At 65.7% G+C, this 17945-nt stretch carries 12 protein-coding genes; 4 read left to right on the top strand and 8 right to left on the bottom strand.

Annotated features, from left to right (window positions below):
• Positions 1-9 precede the first annotated feature (9 nt).
• The gene (lptG, locus tag ACCQ12_RS03725; RefSeq protein ID WP_047697090.1) at positions 10-1116 is read right to left on the bottom strand and encodes an LPS export ABC transporter permease LptG; all 1107 of its coding nucleotides are present in this window, start codon (positions 1114-1116) and stop codon (positions 10-12) included.
• On the bottom strand, positions 1113-2195 hold the full coding sequence (lptF, locus tag ACCQ12_RS03720) for an LPS export ABC transporter permease LptF (RefSeq protein WP_372382982.1): 1083 nt from the start codon (positions 2193-2195) through the stop codon (positions 1113-1115). The genes lptG and lptF overlap by 4 nt, the downstream gene beginning before the upstream one ends.
• Positions 2196-2302: 107 nt before the next feature.
• Here lptF and ACCQ12_RS03715 point away from each other — a divergent pair, with 107 nt between their 5' ends.
• The 4 genes from ACCQ12_RS03715 (at position 2303) to ACCQ12_RS03700 (ending at position 9070) form a co-directional block, all read left to right on the top strand.
• Positions 2303-3787, top strand: coding sequence for a leucyl aminopeptidase (locus tag ACCQ12_RS03715; RefSeq protein WP_372382981.1), 1485 nt, complete (start codon positions 2303-2305; stop codon positions 3785-3787).
• A gap of 120 nt (positions 3788-3907) precedes the next feature.
• On the top strand, positions 3908-4333 hold the full coding sequence (locus ACCQ12_RS03710) for a DNA polymerase III subunit chi (RefSeq protein ID WP_047697096.1): 426 nt from the start codon (positions 3908-3910) through the stop codon (positions 4331-4333).
• A gap of 207 nt (positions 4334-4540) precedes the next feature.
• Entirely contained in the window at positions 4541-7375 is a 2835-nt protein-coding gene (locus ACCQ12_RS03705; RefSeq protein ID WP_372382980.1) for a valine--tRNA ligase, read from the top strand.
• A gap of 429 nt (positions 7376-7804) precedes the next feature.
• A complete protein-coding gene (locus tag ACCQ12_RS03700) occupies positions 7805-9070 on the top strand; it encodes a multifunctional CCA addition/repair protein (RefSeq protein WP_372382979.1) in 1266 nt (421 codons plus the stop codon).
• 236 nt (positions 9071-9306) lie between these two features.
• Here the strand turns inward: ACCQ12_RS03700 and ACCQ12_RS03695 are convergent, their stop codons facing one another.
• The 6 genes from ACCQ12_RS03695 to ACCQ12_RS03670 form a co-directional block, all read right to left on the bottom strand.
• Positions 9307-11976, bottom strand: coding sequence for a TonB-dependent receptor (locus ACCQ12_RS03695; RefSeq protein WP_372382978.1), 2670 nt, complete (start codon positions 11974-11976; stop codon positions 9307-9309).
• A gap of 554 nt (positions 11977-12530) precedes the next feature.
• Positions 12531-13685, bottom strand: coding sequence for an N-acetylglucosamine-6-phosphate deacetylase (nagA, locus tag ACCQ12_RS03690; protein ID WP_372382977.1), 1155 nt, complete (start codon positions 13683-13685; stop codon positions 12531-12533).
• A gap of 2 nt (positions 13686-13687) precedes the next feature.
• Positions 13688-14716 (bottom strand): SIS domain-containing protein, encoded by a 1029-nt coding sequence (locus ACCQ12_RS03685; protein ID WP_372382976.1) that lies wholly within the window; start codon positions 14714-14716, stop codon positions 13688-13690.
• Between the two features lie 6 nt (positions 14717-14722).
• Positions 14723-15790, bottom strand: coding sequence for a LacI family DNA-binding transcriptional regulator (locus ACCQ12_RS03680; RefSeq protein WP_039414088.1), 1068 nt, complete (start codon positions 15788-15790; stop codon positions 14723-14725).
• A gap of 40 nt (positions 15791-15830) precedes the next feature.
• Positions 15831-17108: a sugar MFS transporter gene (locus ACCQ12_RS03675; RefSeq protein WP_372382975.1), complete on the bottom strand. Its 1278-nt coding sequence runs from the start codon at positions 17106-17108 to the stop codon at positions 15831-15833.
• A 43-nt stretch (positions 17109-17151) separates the two neighbouring features.
• The gene (locus ACCQ12_RS03670) at positions 17152-17874 is read right to left on the bottom strand and encodes a GntR family transcriptional regulator (protein WP_047697111.1); all 723 of its coding nucleotides are present in this window, start codon (positions 17872-17874) and stop codon (positions 17152-17154) included.
• Positions 17875-17945 lie beyond the last annotated feature (71 nt).

The raw sequence follows: 17945 nt of genomic DNA, 5'->3' as shown, positions 1-17945 counted from the left end.
CTGCGCGGCTCAACTACTGCGTCGCCTGAACAACCACACCGACACCCCCAGCATCACCATCGGCGGCAATGCGTAGGCGATGCGGTAGTCCAGCTTGAGTGCACCGGCCATGCGGCCGAAGAACAGCTGCAGCAGCCAGAATCCCAGTGCAAACAGGATGCCCAGGAACAGGCGTTTGCCCAGACCACCGCTGCGCAGCGAGCCGAACGAAAACGGGATGGCCGCCATGCACAGCGCCAGCACGTTGAGCGGGTAGAACCAGCGACTCCAGTACTGGTCTTCGTAATCGCGCGCGTCCAGGCCGTTGCGGCGCCGGTACTCGATGCTCTGCTGCAGTTCGTGGGCCGAGAGATTGCGCGGCTTGGCCAGTCCGGCCGCCAGCGCCGCAGGACTCAGCTGCGACTGCCAGGGCAGTTCCGGGAAGGTTTCGCGCTGCACCGAGCGTTCCTGGAAGGTATCTCGGCGCACCTGGTGCAAGGTCCAGCGGCCGTCACGGTGCTCGGCCACCGCTGCGTAGGTCAGTTGCTGCATGCGGCCGCTGGCGTCCAGGTGATACAGGCGCACGTCGTGCAGGGCCAGCGCGGTACCGCCGCCCTCGAGCAGCTTTTCTTCGCCGCTGAGTGCATTGAGGAAGGTGTCGCCCTCGCGCGCCCACAGGCCCGAGTAGCGCGCCATCGCCATATTGCTGTTGTAGCGCGCGCTGGTCTTGAGCGTGTCGGCCTGGTTCTGGGCCCATGGCCCGATCGTCTCGCCACTGATCACCATGCCTGCGGTCAGCAGCGCCATTGCGGCCACCACCGAGGCGGACATGCGCTTGCGCGACACGCCCAGCGCACGCAGCGCGGTCAATTCCGAGGTTGCCGCCAACTGGCCCAGGCCCATCAGGGCGCCGATGACGGCGGCGGTGGGGAACAAGGTGTAGGCCCGGCGCGGCACGGTATAGGCCACATAGGCCACCGCATGCCCGAAGCTGTAGCTGCCCTGCCCGATGCTCTTGGCTTCGCTGGCAAACGCATTGACCAGGTCCAGGCCCAACAGCACCGCCCAGGTCAGCAGCACGGTGAACAACACCACCCGACCGACATACCAATCGTGGACCCGCGGCATCAGCCTCATGCGCGCACCCTCGGCCGACGCACGCGGCCATCGCGCGCATATGCCCAGATCGCCACGCCCAGCAGCGGCAGGGTCAGCCACCACAGGCCCAGCGCGGCCGGGGTCTTGCCGTTGGCGATCCACTGGGTGCCGACGATCATCAGATTGGTGCCGACCATGTACGCCAGGAACGCCAGCATGATCCGGCCATAGCGCTGCTGGCGCGGCGCGCTGCGCGACAGCGGCAGGGTCAGCAGGGCAAAGGCCAGCGCCAGCAGCGGCGGCGCCAGACGCTCGTGCAGCTGGGCACGCGCGGCCGGGCGTTCATCGCTGAGCAACTGGGTGGTCCACATCACTTCCGGGTCGTTGGCATCGTGTACCTGGGTGCGGTCGGGTAGCGCCACGTCGTTGCTGGCGAACTTCATCAGGCGGTAATCCAGTGTGGCGCCTGCGGCCGGGCCCTCGATGCGGTAGCCGTCTTCCAGGCGCAGGTAGCGGTCGGTCTTGCCTTCGAAGAACATCGCCCCGCGTTGCGCGGTGACCACATCGATGCGGTCGTCCTTCTGGCGCTGCAGGAACACCTTGCCCAGGCCCTTGCCGTCGGCCGAAATCGTGGTCAGGTAGACCACGCCGCCGCCGGACAGCGGGGTGAACTTGCCCGACTCCAGGCCGGCCATCAGCACGCTGCGGTTGGCGTCTTCCAGCATGGTCTCGGCGGTGCGGCTGGCCCAGGGGCCCAACCACAGCGAACACAGCCCGATGATGGCCACCACCGGTACCACCAGCATCAGCATCGGCCGCAACAAGCGCCTGGGGCCCACGCCAATGGCGGTGATGACGGCCATTTCTGAATCGCGGTACAGCCGCGCCAGCGCCAGCAACAGGCCCAGCATCAGCGCCAGCGGCAGGATGATGGGCAGGTAGGCCACGAACTGCAGGCCCACCTGCGACAGCAGCAAGCGAGCGGGGATGCGGCCGTCGGCGATATTGCCGAGGATATCCACCAGCACACCGCCGACGCTGACGACCAGCAGCACGATCAAGGTGGCCAGGAAGCTCTGGGTGAAATCGCTAAGCAGGTATCGATCGAGCTTCGGCATGGGGTGGGCTTGTTTTAAACTCTCGGATTCGTTCGCGGCGCCGCCAGCCTAGTCCGGTTGGCGTAAACAGCCCGCGATTGTACGGATTTGCCTACGGAATCTGATCAATGGCCCTGCAATTCACCCTGAACCAAGACGCGCCGGCAAGCGCTGCCGTCGACTGCATCGTGGTTGGCGTGTTCGCCGACAAGACCCTTTCGCCTGCCGCCCAGGCGCTGGACAGCGCCAGCCAGGGCCGTCTGAGCGCCCTGGTGGCACGCGGCGACGTGACCGGCAAGACCGGCAGCACCACGCTGGTCCATGACCTGCCGGGCGTCAGCGCCCCGCGCGTGCTGGTGGTGGGGCTGGGCGAAGCCGGCAAGTTCGGCGTGGCGCCCTACCTGAAGGCCATCGGCGATGCGACCCGTGCGCTGAAGACCGGCGCGGTCGGCACCGCCCTGCTCACCCTGACCGAGCTGACCGTCAAGGCCCGCGATGCCGCCTGGAACATCCGCCAGGCGGTGACCGTCAGCGACCACGCGGCCTACCGCTACACCGCCACCCTGGGCAAGAAGAAGGTCGACGAGAGCGGCCTGAGCACCCTGGCCGTCGCCGGCGACGACGCCCGTGCACTGGCCGTGGGCGTGGCCACCGCCGAGGGCGTGGAGTTCGCCCGCGAGCTGGGCAACCTGCCGCCGAACTACTGCACCCCGGCCTACCTGGCCGACACCGCGGCCGCGTTTGCCGGCAGGTTCCCCGGCGCCGAGGCCGAGATCCTGGACGAGGCGCAGATGGAAGCGCTGGGCATGGGCTCGCTGCTGTCGGTGGCGCGCGGCTCGGCCAACCGCCCGCGCCTGATCGTGCTGAAGTGGAACGGCGGCGGCGACGCGCGTCCGTATGTGCTGGTCGGCAAGGGCATCACCTTCGACACCGGCGGCGTCAACCTCAAGACGCAGGGCGGCATCGAGGAAATGAAGTACGACATGTGCGGTGGCGCCAACGTCATCGGCACCTTCGTGGCCACGGTCAAGGCCGAGCTGCCGATCAACCTGGTGGTGGTGGTGCCGGCGGTCGAGAACGCCATCGACGGCAATGCGTACCGCCCGTCGGACGTGATCACCAGCATGTCCGGCAAGACCATCGAGGTCGGCAACACCGACGCCGAAGGCCGCCTGATCCTGTGCGATGCGCTGACCTACGCCGAACGCTTCAACCCCGAAGCGCTGGTGGACGTGGCTACGCTGACCGGCGCCTGCATGGTGGCCCTGGGCCACCAGACCGCCGGCCTGATGAGCAAGCACGACGACCTGGCCAACGAATTGCTGGCCGCCGGCGAGCACGTGTTCGACCGCGCCTGGCGCCTGCCGCTGTGGGACGAGTACCAGGGCCTGCTGGATTCCACCTTTGCCGACGTCTACAACATCGGCGGCCGCTGGGGCGGCGCGATCACGGCAGGTTGCTTCCTGTCGCGCTTCACCGAAAACCAGCGCTGGGCGCACCTGGACATTGCCGGCGTGGCCAGCGACGAAGGCAAGCGCGGCATGGCCACCGGCCGCCCGGTCGGGCTGCTGACGCAGTGGTTGCTGGACCGCGCCGCAAGCGGCGCGGCGTGATTGGGGAGTGGAGATTCGGGATTCGTGCAAGCACACGCATCCCGCCGTCCTTAGCAACTCGCAGGCAACAGTGACCCGCTGTTACCAATCCCGAATCCCCCTCAACGAATCCCTGCTCTGATGCCCCGTGCCGACTTCTATCTGATCGCCAAGCCGCGCTTCCTCAACGAACCGCTGCGGCTGGTCTGCGAGCTGGCGCGCAAGGCCAACGACGCCAACCTGCCCACGCTGATCCTGGCCCGTGATGCGGCGCAGGCCGAAGCGCTGGACGACCTGCTGTGGGCGTTCGACGACGAAGCCTATGTGCCGCACCAGATCGCCGGCACCGACGAGGAGGACGAACTGGCGCCGGTGCTGATCGCCGCGCCCGAATTCGCCGCGCCCTCGCGCCCGCTGGTGATCAACCTGCGCGACGACCCGTACCTGGGCGCCTGCGACCGCGTGCTGGAAGTGGTGCCGGCCGACCCCGCCGCCCGCGAACCGCTGCGCGAACGCTGGAAGCAATACAAGGCCCTGGGCCTGGAACTGACCAAGTACGACATGTGAGTGGGGCTGGGATTGGGGAGCTGGGATTGGGGATTCGTCAAAGCAGATTGCTGCGCGCCCCGAGGCTACATCCAACGACCAATCCAACGCGGCCGATGTTCGCTCCACAGCACCAACACTGACGTTAACGAGTGGATGGCCAGTGATTCTCGCCGGCCCCATGACGCAACCAATCCCGACTCCCGATTCCCGAATCCCAGCCCCTCTATGACCACCCTCGCCTCCAGCTACGACCCCGCTTCCTTCGAATCGCGCCTGTATGCGCAGTGGGAGGCGGCTGGCTATTTCGTGCCGTCCGGCAAGGGCGAGCCGTACACCGTGTTGCTGCCGCCGCCGAACGTCACCGGCACGCTGCACATGGGCCATGCGTTTCAGCAGACGCTGATGGATGCGCTGGTGCGCTATCACCGCATGCGCGGCTACGACACGCTGTGGCAGGTGGGCACCGACCATGCCGGCATCGCCACCGAGATGGTGGTGTCGCGCAATCTGGCGCTGGAAGGCAACGGTGAAACGCGCGACTCGCTGGGGCGCGAAGGGTTCATCGCCAAGGTGTGGGAATGGAAGGCCGAATCCGGCGACACCATCGAGCGCCAGATGCGCCGTTTGGGGACCTCAAGCGATTGGTCGCGCAGCACCTTCACCATGGATCCGCAGCCGTCGGCGGCGGTCAACGAAGCGTTCGTGCGTTGGTACGAGCAGGGCCTGATCTATCGCGGCCAACGCCTGGTCAACTGGGATCCGGTGCTGAAGACCGCCATCTCCGATCTGGAAGTGGAAAACGTCGAAGAAGACGGGTTCCTGTGGTCGATCCGCTACCCGCTGGCCGATGGCATGACCTACGAACACGTCGAGCACGATGCCGATGGCGTCGAGACCCTGCGCGAAACCCGCGACTACTTGGTGGTGGCCACCACGCGCCCGGAAACCATGCTGGGCGACACCGCGGTGATGGTGCACCCGGACGATGCGCGCTATGCCAGCCTGCACAGCGCACGCATCGTGCTGCCGCTCACCGGCCGCCAGGTGCCGGTGATCACCGACGATTACGTGGACCGCGCGTTCGGCACCGGCGTGGTCAAGGTCACACCTGCGCATGATTTCAACGATTATGCGGTGGGTGTGCGGCATGACTTGCCGTTGATCAATCTATTCACCGTTACCGCGACCATCAACGACAACGCGCCGGAGCGTTATCGCGGGCTGGATCGTTACGATGCGCGCAAGCTGGTGCTGTCCGAGCTGGAAGACCTCGGCATCCTGGTGGAAACCAAGCCGCACAAGCTGCAGGTGCCGCGCGGCGATCGCACCGGCCAGGTGATCGAGCCCTATCTCACCGACCAATGGTTCGTGAAGATGGACGCGCTGGCCAAGCGCGGCCTGGAGCTGGTCGAAAGCGGCCAGGTCAAGTTCGTGCCGCCGAACTGGATCAACACCTATCGCCACTGGATGGAGAACATCCAGGATTGGTGCATCAGCCGTCAGCTGTGGTGGGGCCACCGCATCCCGGCGTGGTTCGACGATGCCGGCAAGTATTACGTCGGCCATGACGAAGCCGAGGTGCGCGCGAAACATGGCCTGGGCGCAGAGATCGCGTTGCATCAGGACAGCGATGTGCTGGAAACCTGGTTCTCCTCGCAGCTGTGGCCGTTCTCCACCCTGGGCTGGCCGGAGGCGGCCGCGATGGCCGAACGCGGCTTCGAACGCTATCTGCCCTCCAGCGTGCTGGTCACCGGGTTCGACATCATCTTCTTCTGGGTGGCGCGCATGATCATGGCCACCGACAGCTTCACCGGCCAGGTGCCGTTCCGCGATGTCTACATCACCGGTCTGATCCGCGATGCGCAAGGCCAGAAGATGTCCAAGTCCAAGGGCAACGTGCTCGACCCGCTGGACATCATCGACGGCATCAGCATCGAAGCGCTGGTTGCCAAGCGCACGCATGGCTTGATGCAACCGCGCATGGCCGAAAAGATCGAAAAAGCCACGCGCAAGGAATTTCCGGACGGCATCATCGCCCATGGTGCGGATGCGCTGCGCTTCACCATCGCCGCGCTGGCCACCCACGGCCGCGACATCAAGTTCGACCTGGGGCGCGCCGAAGGCTACAAGAACTTCTGCAACAAGTTGTGGAATGCCACGCGCTTCGTGCTGATGAATACCGAAGGCGCACGCTTCAACGGCGTGCCGCAGCCGCGTACCGAAGCGGAGAAGTGGATCCTGGCGCGGCTGGACAAGGTCACCGCCGAGACGCATGCGCATTACGCCAACTACCGCTTCGACCTGCTCGCGCAGTCGCTGTACGAGTTCGCCTGGAACGCGTTCTGCGACTGGTTCGTGGAACTGGCCAAGCCTGCGCTCAACGGCGAGGACGCCGCGGATGCGACCAGCACCCGCCACACCCTGCTGTACGTGCTCGATGCCTTGCTGCGTTTGCTGCACCCGCTGACCCCGTTCGTCACCGAAGAGCTGTGGCAGCAGGTTGCACCGCGCCTGGGCATCACCGCTGCAACGATCTCACTGCAGGCTTTCCCGCAGGTCGGCGATGTGGACACCAGCAGCTACGCCAGCGCAGACGCCGATGTCGAATGGCTGAAGTCGATGGTGTCGGCATTGCGCCGCGTGCGCAGCGAATTGAACGTGCCGCCCTCCAAGCAGGTGCGCCTGCTGCTGCAGGCCGGCACCGCCGAGGACCGCCCGCGCGTTGCCCGCTTCGCCTCGCAGCTGTCGTTCCTGCTCAAGCTGGAGACGATCGACTGGCTGGACGCCGGCCAGGGCACGCCACCGGCCGCCACCGCCATCGTCGGCGAGCTCACCTTGCTGGTGCCGCTGGAAGGCCTGGTCGACATGGAAGCCGAGCGCACCCGCCTGGACAAGGAGATCAAGCGCGTGGAAGGCGAGATCGGCAAGTGCAACGGCAAGCTCGGCAATGCCACCTTCGTGCAGAACGCGCCCGCCGCCGTGGTGGAGCAGGAACGTGCCCGCCTGAACGACTGGACCGTGCAGTTGACGGGCCTGCGGGAACAGCGCGCCAAGATCTGACGCAGCGGATCGTCTCGGTGCGCTGCAACTGCACGGCCACGCATCCGTGCAAGCGGCACCGATGCGACGGCAACACCGGGCCGGGCACTGGGCGGATCGCTCAGAGCAATGAATGCACGCACTGCTTGGTGGTGCACCGACCATCGTGACCGGCCTTTGGCCGCCCACCGTCGCGGGACCTTCTGCGGCATGGATGCCGCAGAAGAGCCTCCATGGACGGATTCACGGCGTGTCCCGCGACGGTGGGCGGCCAAGGGCCCTGCAGCCAAGTCGCAGACCAGACGCCTGGCGCATCATCCATCCGCAGCAATCGCTTGCAGACACCGATATCTACGCGACGCTCCCGCCGGGCACCACACCCAAGCAAAACCCGACAGCGCTGGCCGCGCCTTGTTTCGACGCAAGCACCGCATCGGGCATCATGTGGCGATGAAGATCTATCTCGTTGGCGGCGCCGTCCGCGATGCATTGCTTGGCCAGCCGCCCGGCGACCGCGACTGGGTGGTGGTGGGCGCCGATCAGGCACACATGCAGGCACAGGGCTTCAAACCGGTGGGCAAGGACTTCCCGGTCTTCCTGCATCCGCGTAGCGGTGAGGAATATGCCCTGGCGCGCACCGAGCGCAAGTCCGGACGCGGCTACCGCGGCTTCGTGGTGGATGCCGATCCATCGGTGACGCTGGAAGAAGACCTGCTGCGGCGCGACTTCACCATCAACGCCATCGCACGCGACGAAGACAGCGGCGAGCTGGTGGACCCATACGGCGGTGCGCGCGACCTGCAGGCACGGGTACTGCGGCATGTAGGCCCCGCCTTCGTCGAAGACCCGGTGCGGGTATTGCGTGCCGCGCGCTTCATGGCGCGACTGGCGCCGTTGGGTTTCAGCCTCGCCCCGGAAACGGCGGCGCTGATGCGCGAGATGGCGGCCAGCGGCGAGCTGGACGCCCTGGTGCCCGAGCGTGTGTGGCAGGAACTGCGCCGTGCACTGATCTGCGCCCGGCCCTCGGCGTTTCTGCGCACGCTGCATGAAACGCATGCGCTACGCGTGATCCTGCCGGAGATCGACGCACTGTACGGCGTGCCGCAACGTGCCGAGTTTCATCCGGAAGTGGACACCGGCGTGCATCAGGAAATGGTCAGCGACATGGCCGCGCGGCTGGCACCCGGCGATGCGCTGATCGGCTTTGCCGCGTTGACGCACGATCTGGGCAAGGCGCTGACCCCGCCGGACCAATGGCCGCGCCACGTCATGCACGAACAGCGCGGGGTCGCGCCGCTGCAGGCGCTGTGCGAACGCCTCAAGGTGCCGCAGGACCATCGTCAGCTTGCGGTCACCGCCTGCCGCGAGCATCTCAACGTGCATCGTCTGGCGGAACTGCGCGATCGCACGGTGCACGAGTTGCTGGTGCGCTGCGATGGATTCCGGCGGCCCGAACGCATCGCGCAACTGGCGCTGGTGTGCGAGGCCGACAAGCGCGGCAGGCTGGGCAGCGCCGACATGCCGTACCCGCAAGGGGCCGAACTCACACGCCTGCACGCTGCTGCCCTGGCGATCAATGCACGCGACCTGGCAGCCGAAGGCCTGCAAGGCCCGCAGGTCGGCGAAGCACTGGCCAGGGCACGCATCGCCGCGATTGCTGCTGCGCGCGGCGGCGACAGACACGGCGGCGGCACGGAGTCTGTTGCCGCACCTTGATCGGGCGCTGCGGCGCATCAGGGATCTGGCTGCACTCGGCGGCACAGCCGTGCAGTGCCGGGCAGCTGCGCAACGTGACTGCGTGACTGTGTGGTTGCAGTAGCGCAGCGGCCTTGCCGGGCTGCGCCATCGCTGGTGTGTCACTGGCTTTTGATCACGCGATGAGCCGGCCGTGACCTGCGCTCTGTGCGGCACCGACGCTGGAGCGACTGCTTCGTGCAGCCGCTCCGTCTCCATCACATCTTGAAATTCAGGCTCAGCATGAACGAGCGGCCGTTCTTGTAGATGTAGTAGGGCTGGTTCTTGTTGCCGATATAGCTGTAGTAGGTTTCATCCAGCAGGTTGGTGGCCTCCAGCGCCACGCGTAGCCGCTCGGTGGCCTGGTAACCGAACGAGGCATCCACCTGGGTAAACGCATCGGTCATCTGCTGGCCGTTGAGCCGGCCGATCTGGGTGAAGTATTCCGAACGCCAGCCCAGGTTGACCCGCGCGCTCCATTTGCCCTGCTCGTAATACGGGCTGATGTTGTAGGCGTTGCGCGAGTTGTACGGCAGGCTGTAATCGCCATCGGTGTTGGAATCGGAGTACGTGTAGTTGGCCACCACGCCGAAGCCGTTGCCGAAGTTGTGCTGCAGGTTGAGCGCCACGCCCTGCACCTTGGCATCGCCTGCATTGGTCGGCACCGAGGTCTGGTACGTGCTCGACCCACCGGTGGCGTTGTTGAAGAACACCCGGTCCTGCACCGTGGTCAGGATGTAGTTGGAGATATCGCGCGAGAAGAATTCACCACTGAGCAGGCTGCTGTCGGAGAAGTACCACTCGACCGAAGCGCCCAGATTGGTCGATTCGTACGGGCTCAGGCCGGGATTGCCGGTGGACGCCGTCAGCGTGGTGTCGTCGGTGGCCACATACGGGGTCATGTTGGTGTAGCGCGGCCGCGCAATGACCTTGGAGGCGGCAAAGCGCAGCAGCAGATCGTCGCGCAGGTCGTAGGCGATGTTGAAGGACGGCAACCATTTGCCGTAGCTGCTGAGAAAGTTGACCGGTGTGTAGCTGCCGCCCGGTGCGTAGCTGAAACCATCGGTGGAGTCGCGCGTATGCACGTAGCGCACGCCGATATTGCCGCGATAGCGCGCGCCGGAGAAGTTGCCCTGCAGGAACCAGGCGCGGTTCTGTTCTTCGATGCTGTAGTTGCCGGCATAGCTGATCGGCAAGCCGTCATCGCCTTCCAGGCCGCTGATGTACTGGCTGATGGCGCCACGATCGATGGTGGACCAGCGCTGCATGTCGGCGCTGGTGGACAGGCCGTCCAGGTAGCTCGATGGCGTGATGCCCGGCGAGAAATCGGCCAGCGTGCTGCCATCGTTCGGTGCCCAGGTGCGGCTGTAGGACGATTGCCCGGTGGCGTGGTTGGTGAGCTTGATGCCGGTGAGGATCTGGGTGAAGGGCCCCCACTCCACCGCATGGTCGAAGTCCAGCTGCAGGTAACGCTCCTTGTCGTACTGCGGGCTATGGCTGGCCGAGGCGTTGTTGAGCTGCATCGCCGCTGCATTGGTGGGGTCGGTGCTGTAGTCCATCGCGGTGCGGCGCCCGTCGATGTTGTAGCTGTAGCCGGCCAGGTTACGGAACTGGATGCCGTAGATGCGCTCGGCACCGCCTTGTGAGCTGGTGTAACCGACCTGGCTCGATGCATTCCAGCCATCGCCATGCCAGTCTGCACGCAGGTGGATGCTGCCGGTGGTGACATCGCTGTTGCGCAGGTAGCCATCCAGGAATGTGGTGGATTGATCGCCGAACGTCCCGGAGGTGGCCACACCATTTTCGAAACCCAGTGCCTGCGCATCGCCAGGGTTGGAGCCCCAGTAGCCATAGCGGCTCTGGTTGTAGTTGTCGAAGCTTTCCTTGACGTACAAACCGGTCAGATTGAGCTCGAAGTCGGCATCGGGCTTCCATTGCAGCGCCGCACTGACGCCGTCGCGCTTGCGGGTCTGCTGGAACAGCGCGGTATTGATCGAGGTGGGAAACACGCCGGTGTTGTTGCCGACCACACCCGGCGGAAACCCGGCACCTGCGACATCGTCATAGCCGAAGATCTCCACACCGTCGCGGCGCAGGACACGCTGCGAATGCATCACCGAGGTGAGCACGCCAAGTGTTTCGTCCTGTTTCTTCCAGCTGTACAGCGCCGATGCGTTGGGTTTGCCTTCCTCGGAACGGTCGTTGTAGCCGTAGCTCACCGTGCCGGTCAGCGTATTGCGCTCCAGGTCCAGCGGCTTGCGCGTGTGCACGATCACCGTGCCGCCGATGGAGCCTTCGTCGATGCGCGCTTCCGGCGTCTTATAGACCTCCATCAGCCCCACCACTTCCGGCGCCAGCGTGCTGTAGTTGAACGAGCGGCTATCCGGGTCGTTGGGGTCGCCGCCCCAACTGGTCGACGCGATGGTCTGCCCGTTGAGCAGCACGCGGTTGAGCGCCGGATCGGTACCCAGGATGCTGACCTTTTCGCCTTCGCCGAACTGGCGATCCACGGTGATGCCGGACAGGCGCGACAACGATTCGGCCACATTGGTATCGGGGAACTTGCCGATATCCTCGGCGCTGATCGCATCCACGATCGCGTCGGCATTGCGCTTGACGTTGAGCGCCTTGCCCAGGCTGGCCTGATAGCCCACCACCTTGATTTCATCCAGGGTGGAGACCGATGGATTGGTTTGTGTAGGGAGCTGTTGCTGTTCAGGTGCGGGCTGTTCCTGCGCGAATGCTGGAAGCGCTGCAACGCAGGCGAAGGTCGCGCCACCGACAAGCAAGTGCCTGACGGCAGCACTCAATGGAGAGCGGCGTAACGCAGCGATGGACGCATGCACTTGCACACGACGGGACGAAGCGAACATACGGGGAGACAGCATTGCGTAGACCTCATGACTGTTGTCGGATGGCAACCGTCTGGTTGCGCAACGACGCGCGACGCGCGCGTCATGCCCGCAATCCGTCCCCTGTACCGGATACGAGCGACCACCCGCATTCGATGACGGCACGCGGGTAGCACCAAGCCGCAAGATGCGCGGCCGGCAATGTTTTCTCGGACGTGGAGCAATCTCTTCGCTGACAACGTTATCAGTGAAAGTGCCTATCGCAAGCGGCACTGTCAACTCATCTGCACGAACGCGGATTTTTATGCGTCAAACAGCGCGTTTTGCGCAGATGTCTGGATGATCGCGTGACCGTCGTCTCACTGCTTTCGGCACGCGTGCCGACCGTTGCGCCTTGCAGCCTGTTGCCACACCGCTGCGCGCACGAATGGTGCGGCGCAGAGTCTGCACGCGCGCAGTGTGGTGTGCATGAAGGGTCGGCAATGCGTAGCGACGCTGAAGAGACGCCGCACTGCGATGTAGGCGAAGGTTCGCAACGATGCGACACGCCATGAACGCCGCGCGTGGTCGCGCGGCGCAAGCGCAACGCTTTACTCCCGCTGCCCGCCAATCCAGGTGCCGAGCACCTGTACCTCTGCGTCCACCAGCACCAGGTCGGCCTGGTAGCCCGGCGCGATGCGTCCCAGGCGGTCGCCCAGGCCGATGCATTGCGCGGGATATGTGGATGCCATGCGTGCGGCTTCGGCCAGATCCACGCCCAGCCATTGCACGCTGTTGCGCACGGCGGTGGCCATGTCTAGTGCGGAGCCGGCGAGTGCACCATCGGCATTGCGCACCACGCCATCCACCGCAGTGATGGTTTCGCCATACAGGTCGAAGCTGGGGCTGTCGCTGCCGACCATCGGCATGGCGTCGGTCACCAGCAGCACCTTGCCGCGCGGTTTGGCCGCCAAGGCAACGCGCAGGCTGGCCGGATGCACGTGCACGCCATCGACGATGACGCCGCACCACACATTGGGGTCTTCCAGCGCCGCGCCGACCGCGTTGGGCTCGCGTCCGGCCAGTTGCGACATCGCGTTGTACACATGCGTAAAACCACTGACGCCGGCCGCAATCCCGTCGCGTGCCTGCTCGTAGGTCGCCGCGGTGTGGCCGGCGAACACGATCGCGCCGCCGGCAACGAAGGCACGGATATCGTCCAGCGGCACGCGCTCGGGCGCGAGCGTGATCAGGGTGACGCCGTTGTCCAGCGAGGTGTCGACCGCAATCTCGTGCGCATCCGGCACGCGGAACTTGTGCGCGTCGTGCGTGCCCTTGCGCGCTGGGCTGAGGTACGGGCCTTCCAGATGGATGCCGAGCACACCAGGCACGCCTTGAGCGATGGCTTGACGCGTTGCATCGATCGCTTCGGCCATCACCTCGGCAGTGTCGCTGATCAACGTGGGCAGCATGCCAGTGGTGCCAAAGCGGCGATGCGCCGCGGCGATCGTGGCCAATGCCTGCGGGTCGCGTGCGTTGTTGAACAACACCCCGCCGCCGCCGTTGACCTGGATGTCGATGAAGCCCGGCAGCAGGGTGGCGCCGCCCAGATCCACGCGCGTGTGCGCCTGCGCCACGCGTGCATCATCAGCCGGCACGATCGCCTGGATCTGCGCACCGTCCAGCAATACGGCCAGGCCATCCTGCAGGCCGTCGTCGGTGAGTACGCGTGCGTTGCACAATGCCTGAGTGCGGGGAGCATCCATGTTCAAACGGTTTCCGTAACCTTGTTCAAGTGCGGCGGCAGATCGGGATTATGGCCGCGCTGCAGCGCCAGCGCATTGATCGCGCGGTAGAAGCTCTGCACGGTGAGCAGCGGTGCGCAGGCAGGATGCGCTGCGTCGGCCAGCGGCAGATCGCCATCGGGCGCGGCCAGCCACACCTGCGCACCGCGTGCGCGGAATTCTTCGGCCAGCGCGCGGGTACCGGCGCCGGTTTCATCCGGCTGCGCGAACACCAGCACCGGAAAGCCCGGGCCCACCAGCGCCATCGGCCCGTGCTTGACCTCGGCCGAGCTGTAGGCTTCGGCATGCAGGCCGCAGGTTTCCTTGAACTTCAGTGCCGCTTCCTGCGCCGCGCCCAGGCCCAGGCCGCGGCCCAGCACGAACAGGTTATGCGCGGGCGTCAAACCGATGGTCAGTGCCGACCAATCGGCCTGCCAGGCATTGCGCAGTTGCTGCGGCAACGCATCCACCGCCGCGAGCAGGGCCGGGTCGTTCTTCCACAAGGCGCCCAGCTGCAGCACCGCGGCCAGCGAGGCGAGATAGCTCTTGGTAGCGGCCACGCTTTTTTCCGGACCCGCGCCGAGCGGAATCACCACATCGGCCAGCTGCGCCAGCGGCGAATCTTCCACGTTGACCAGGGCGACCACGCGCGCGCCGGCGGCCTTGGCCGCTTCGGCATTGCGCAACAGGTCCGGGCTCTTGCCCGATTGCGAAATCACGATATACAGCGCACCACGCAGTTGCAGCGGCGCTGCATACACCGAGCCCACCGACGGCGACGCAGACGCGGTGACGATGCCGAGCTGGGTTTCGAACAGATACTTGGCGTAGGTGGCCGCGTGATCGGAGCTGCCGCGCGCGCAGGTCACCACGAACGGTGGCGGGTTGTCGCGCAGCGACTGCGCAAGCGCGGCGATGGTGTTGGCGTTGCGCGCGAACTGTGCAGCGACCACATCGGCGGTCTGCGCCGCCTCGCGGAACATCAAGGTGTCGGTTTCGGTGGGAAGGCTCATCGTGGCTCAGGCGGATTCGGGGGGGAGGGGTTTGCCGGTGGATGCAGGCGCCGGCGCGGTGGAGCCGCGCACCACCAGCTGCGGCACGAAGCCGCGGTTCTGCAATTGCGCGGGCTGGTCGTCGTAGGCATCGCTGCGCAGCTGGCTGATCAGCAAGCGTGCGGCATGCCGCGCGATGTCTTCGGTGGCCTGCTTGGCGGTGGTCAATGCCGGCCACGACTGGCGCGAGAACGGGCTGTCTTCGAAGCCGGCAATGGACAGCTGGTACGGCACGTTCATGCCGGTGGACTTGGCCGCGGCCAGCACGCCGGCAGCGATTTCGTCGTTGCTGCCGAAGATGGCCGTGGGCGGTTCGCGCAGCGACAACAGCCGACGCGCACCACGGAAGCCATCGTCGAAGGTGTAGTCGCCGGGAATCACCAGATGCTTGTCCAGGTTGATGCCGTAGTCCTTCAACGCCGCTTCGTAGCCGGCATAGCGCTCGCCGCTGGAGCGGTGCTGCGGGCCGCCCCACAGAAAACCGATGCGTTGATGGCCGAGCTGGATCAGATGCTCGGTGATTTCATAGGCGGCATCGCGGTCGTCGATGTAGACGCAAGGGCCATCGCCCGGGTCTTCGGTGGAGGCGATGATGCGCACGCTCTTGATGCCGCGCGCGGCCAGACCGGCGAGCAGTTCCGGGCGCTCGGACATCGGCGCGGTCAACACCACGCCGGCCAGACGCGAGCGCTGCACCCATTCGGCCAGTTCTTCGGCCAGCAGCGGCGAAGTGGAATCGCAGGGATGGATCTGCAGGCCGAAGCCGGTTTCGCGGCAGGCGGCCAGCACGCCGTTCTGGATGCCGATGATGTGGTATGGGTTGGGGTTGTCGTAGACCAGGCCGATCACGAACGGCGTGCCGCTGCGCAGGTTGCGCGCGGACGGGTCGGGTTCGTAGTCGAGGTCGGCAATGGCACGCAGCACGCGTGCACGCGTGGCCTGCATCACCGAGGGCTCGTTGTTGATCACCCGCGACACGGTCTTCAACGAGACCTTGGCGCGCTCGGCGACGTCTTTGATGGTGGGCCTGCGCATGGGTGTGCCTTGTTCGTCGGAACGCATCATGCTGGCTGGTTCACTTGGCCTGGGCCGGCAGGCCCACGCGGTGACCGCGCAGCGAATAGAACAGGATGTACAGATAGCACGGCGCCATCAGCGCAGCGAACACGACCTGGAAGTCGTAGTGCTGCTTGAGAATGGCGAACAGCTGCGGAATGATCGCGCCGCCGGCAATGCCCATCACCAGCAGTGCCGAGCCGATTTCGGTGAAGCGGCCCAGCCCACGAATGGCCAGCGGAAAGATCGCCGGCCACATCATCGCGTTGGCAAACCCAAGCGCAGCCACGAAGCCCACCGACACGTAGCCATGGGTGAACAACGCGCCGAGTGAAAACAGCACACCCAGCACCGCCGACACGCTCAGGTAACGCGCCTGCGAAATGACGTTGGGGATCAGCACCAGGCCGGCGATGTAGCCCAGCAACATCGCGCCCAGCGTGTAGGAGGTGAATAGCTTGGTGCTGTCCAGTGGCAGATCGAAGCCGTGGCCGTAGGTGCCGATGGCATCGCCGGCCATCACTTCCACACCCACGTAGACGAACAGGCACAGCACTCCCAGCCACAGGTGCGGGAACTGGAAGATGCTGGATTTCTGCACGCCGGTCGCGCTGCCGGGCGTGGCATTGGCTTCGGAGGCCTTGAGCTCGGGCAGCGGCGAGAACAGCACGCCGATGGCCAGCATCAGCAACACCCCGGACATCACCAGATATGGCGCGTGGATCTTGGCCGCGAATGCGGTGAGCAACTGCTCCTTGGCGGCCGGCGTGGCGCTGGCCACCTGCGCGGACAGATCGCCGATGCCATGCAGCACCAGCGAGCCGATCAGGACCGGCGCCAGGATGCCGGCGATCTTGTTGCAGATACCCATCAGGGCGATGCGGCGCGCGGCGCTTTCGATCGGCCCGAGAATGCTGATGTAGGGGTTGATCGCGGTCTGCAGCAAGGCCAGGCCGCTACCGATCACGAACAGCCCCGCCAACGCGCCGGGATACCAGCGCTGCGTGGCGAACTGGCCGAAGCCGGCTGCACCCACCGCCATCACCACCAGGCTCAGCGCCAGGCCCTTCTTCATGCCGGTGCGCTTGAGTATCCACGACGACGGCAAGGCCAGGAAGAAGTACGACAGGTAGAACACCATCAGCACCAGAAACGCGTTGACCTCGTTGAGGTCGAACGCCAGCCGCACGAAGGTGATCAGCGGCCCGTTGATCCAGGTGAAAAAGCCGATGATGAAAAACAGCACGCCGACGATGGCGATCGAGACAACGGGATTTGCGGGCCTGGCGGTAGTCATGGATCGGCGGGCTCTGAGGTTGTCGTGGGGGATGCCGTCGGCGTCAGCGGCGCAGTTCGGCGACGAAATCGTAGAAATCGTTGTGGCAATAGGTGTCGGTCAATTCGATCGCGCTGCCATCGCGGGCATAGCCCACGCGCACCACGTGCAGGATCGCCTCGCCGGTCTTCATGCGCAGGTGTTCGGCCAGCCGCGCCGGCAGATTGATCGCACGGAAATACTGCAGCGCGCGCACCACCGGCGTGCCCTGCGCATCCAGGTAGCTATACAGCGAATCGCCGATCTGCTGCGGGTCGGCGACGATGCGTTGCGGCAGCACCGCGTGCTCGTAGGCCATGACGCGGTCGTCGGCGCTGCGCAAACGCGTGAGCGAGGCCACCGCCGCATCCGGCGACAACCCCAGCCGCAGGATTTCCTCGCCGTGTGCCGGGCGCAGCCGCCGCTCCAGCCAGCGCGTGCCGGGCTCGTAGCCCTTGATGCGCAGCGTCTCGCTGAAGCTGGTGAGGCCACTGAGCTGATGCTGGATCTGGGTGGTGACGAAGGTGCCGGCGCCCTGCCGGCGCGAGACCAGGCCTTGTTCGACCAGCACATCCACCGCCTGACGCAGGGTCACCCGCGAGATCTGCAGGCGCTCGCACAGCTGGCGCTCGGCCGGCAGCGCCTCGCCGGCCTTCCACTGGCCGCCACGGATCTGTTCGTCCAGCTTGCTCGCCAATTGCAGATACAGTGGCGTCGGCGCGGCGCCATCGAGCGCCAGCGCGTCCATCCGCGGATCGGTGTCAGATCGGGCTTCGGTTTTCGGTCTGGCCATTGCCTGTCCTCCGGACCGACTTGGAT

The sequence above is a fragment of the Xanthomonas sp. NCPPB 1068 genome, assembly GCF_041479385.2.
Taxonomy (GTDB): domain Bacteria; phylum Pseudomonadota; class Gammaproteobacteria; order Xanthomonadales; family Xanthomonadaceae; genus Xanthomonas; species Xanthomonas cannabis.
Note: the sequence above shows the minus strand (reverse complement) of the source record. Positions and strands in the feature narration are given on the sequence as shown.

Bases quoted from the DNA above. Each gene is read 5' to 3' on its own strand.
- lptG (WP_047697090.1), bottom strand. From the start codon at position 1,116: ATGAGGCTGATGCCGCGGGTCCACGATTGGTATGTCGGTCGGGTGGTG.
- lptF (WP_372382982.1), bottom strand. From the start codon at position 2,195: ATGCCGAAGCTCGATCGATACCTGCTTAGCGATTTCACCCAGAGCTTC.
- ACCQ12_RS03715 (WP_372382981.1), top strand. From the start codon at position 2,303: ATGGCCCTGCAATTCACCCTGAACCAAGACGCGCCGGCAAGCGCTGCC.
- ACCQ12_RS03710 (WP_047697096.1), top strand. From the start codon at position 3,908: ATGCCCCGTGCCGACTTCTATCTGATCGCCAAGCCGCGCTTCCTCAAC.
- ACCQ12_RS03705 (WP_372382980.1), top strand. From the start codon at position 4,541: ATGACCACCCTCGCCTCCAGCTACGACCCCGCTTCCTTCGAATCGCGC.
- ACCQ12_RS03700 (WP_372382979.1), top strand. From the start codon at position 7,805: ATGAAGATCTATCTCGTTGGCGGCGCCGTCCGCGATGCATTGCTTGGC.
- ACCQ12_RS03695 (WP_372382978.1), bottom strand. From the start codon at position 11,976: ATGCTGTCTCCCCGTATGTTCGCTTCGTCCCGTCGTGTGCAAGTGCAT.
- nagA (WP_372382977.1), bottom strand. From the start codon at position 13,685: ATGGATGCTCCCCGCACTCAGGCATTGTGCAACGCACGCGTACTCACC.
- ACCQ12_RS03685 (WP_372382976.1), bottom strand. From the start codon at position 14,716: ATGAGCCTTCCCACCGAAACCGACACCTTGATGTTCCGCGAGGCGGCG.
- ACCQ12_RS03680 (WP_039414088.1), bottom strand. From the start codon at position 15,790: ATGCGCAGGCCCACCATCAAAGACGTCGCCGAGCGCGCCAAGGTCTCG.
- ACCQ12_RS03675 (WP_372382975.1), bottom strand. From the start codon at position 17,108: ATGACTACCGCCAGGCCCGCAAATCCCGTTGTCTCGATCGCCATCGTC.
- ACCQ12_RS03670 (WP_047697111.1), bottom strand. From the start codon at position 17,874: ATGGACGCGCTGGCGCTCGATGGCGCCGCGCCGACGCCACTGTATCTG.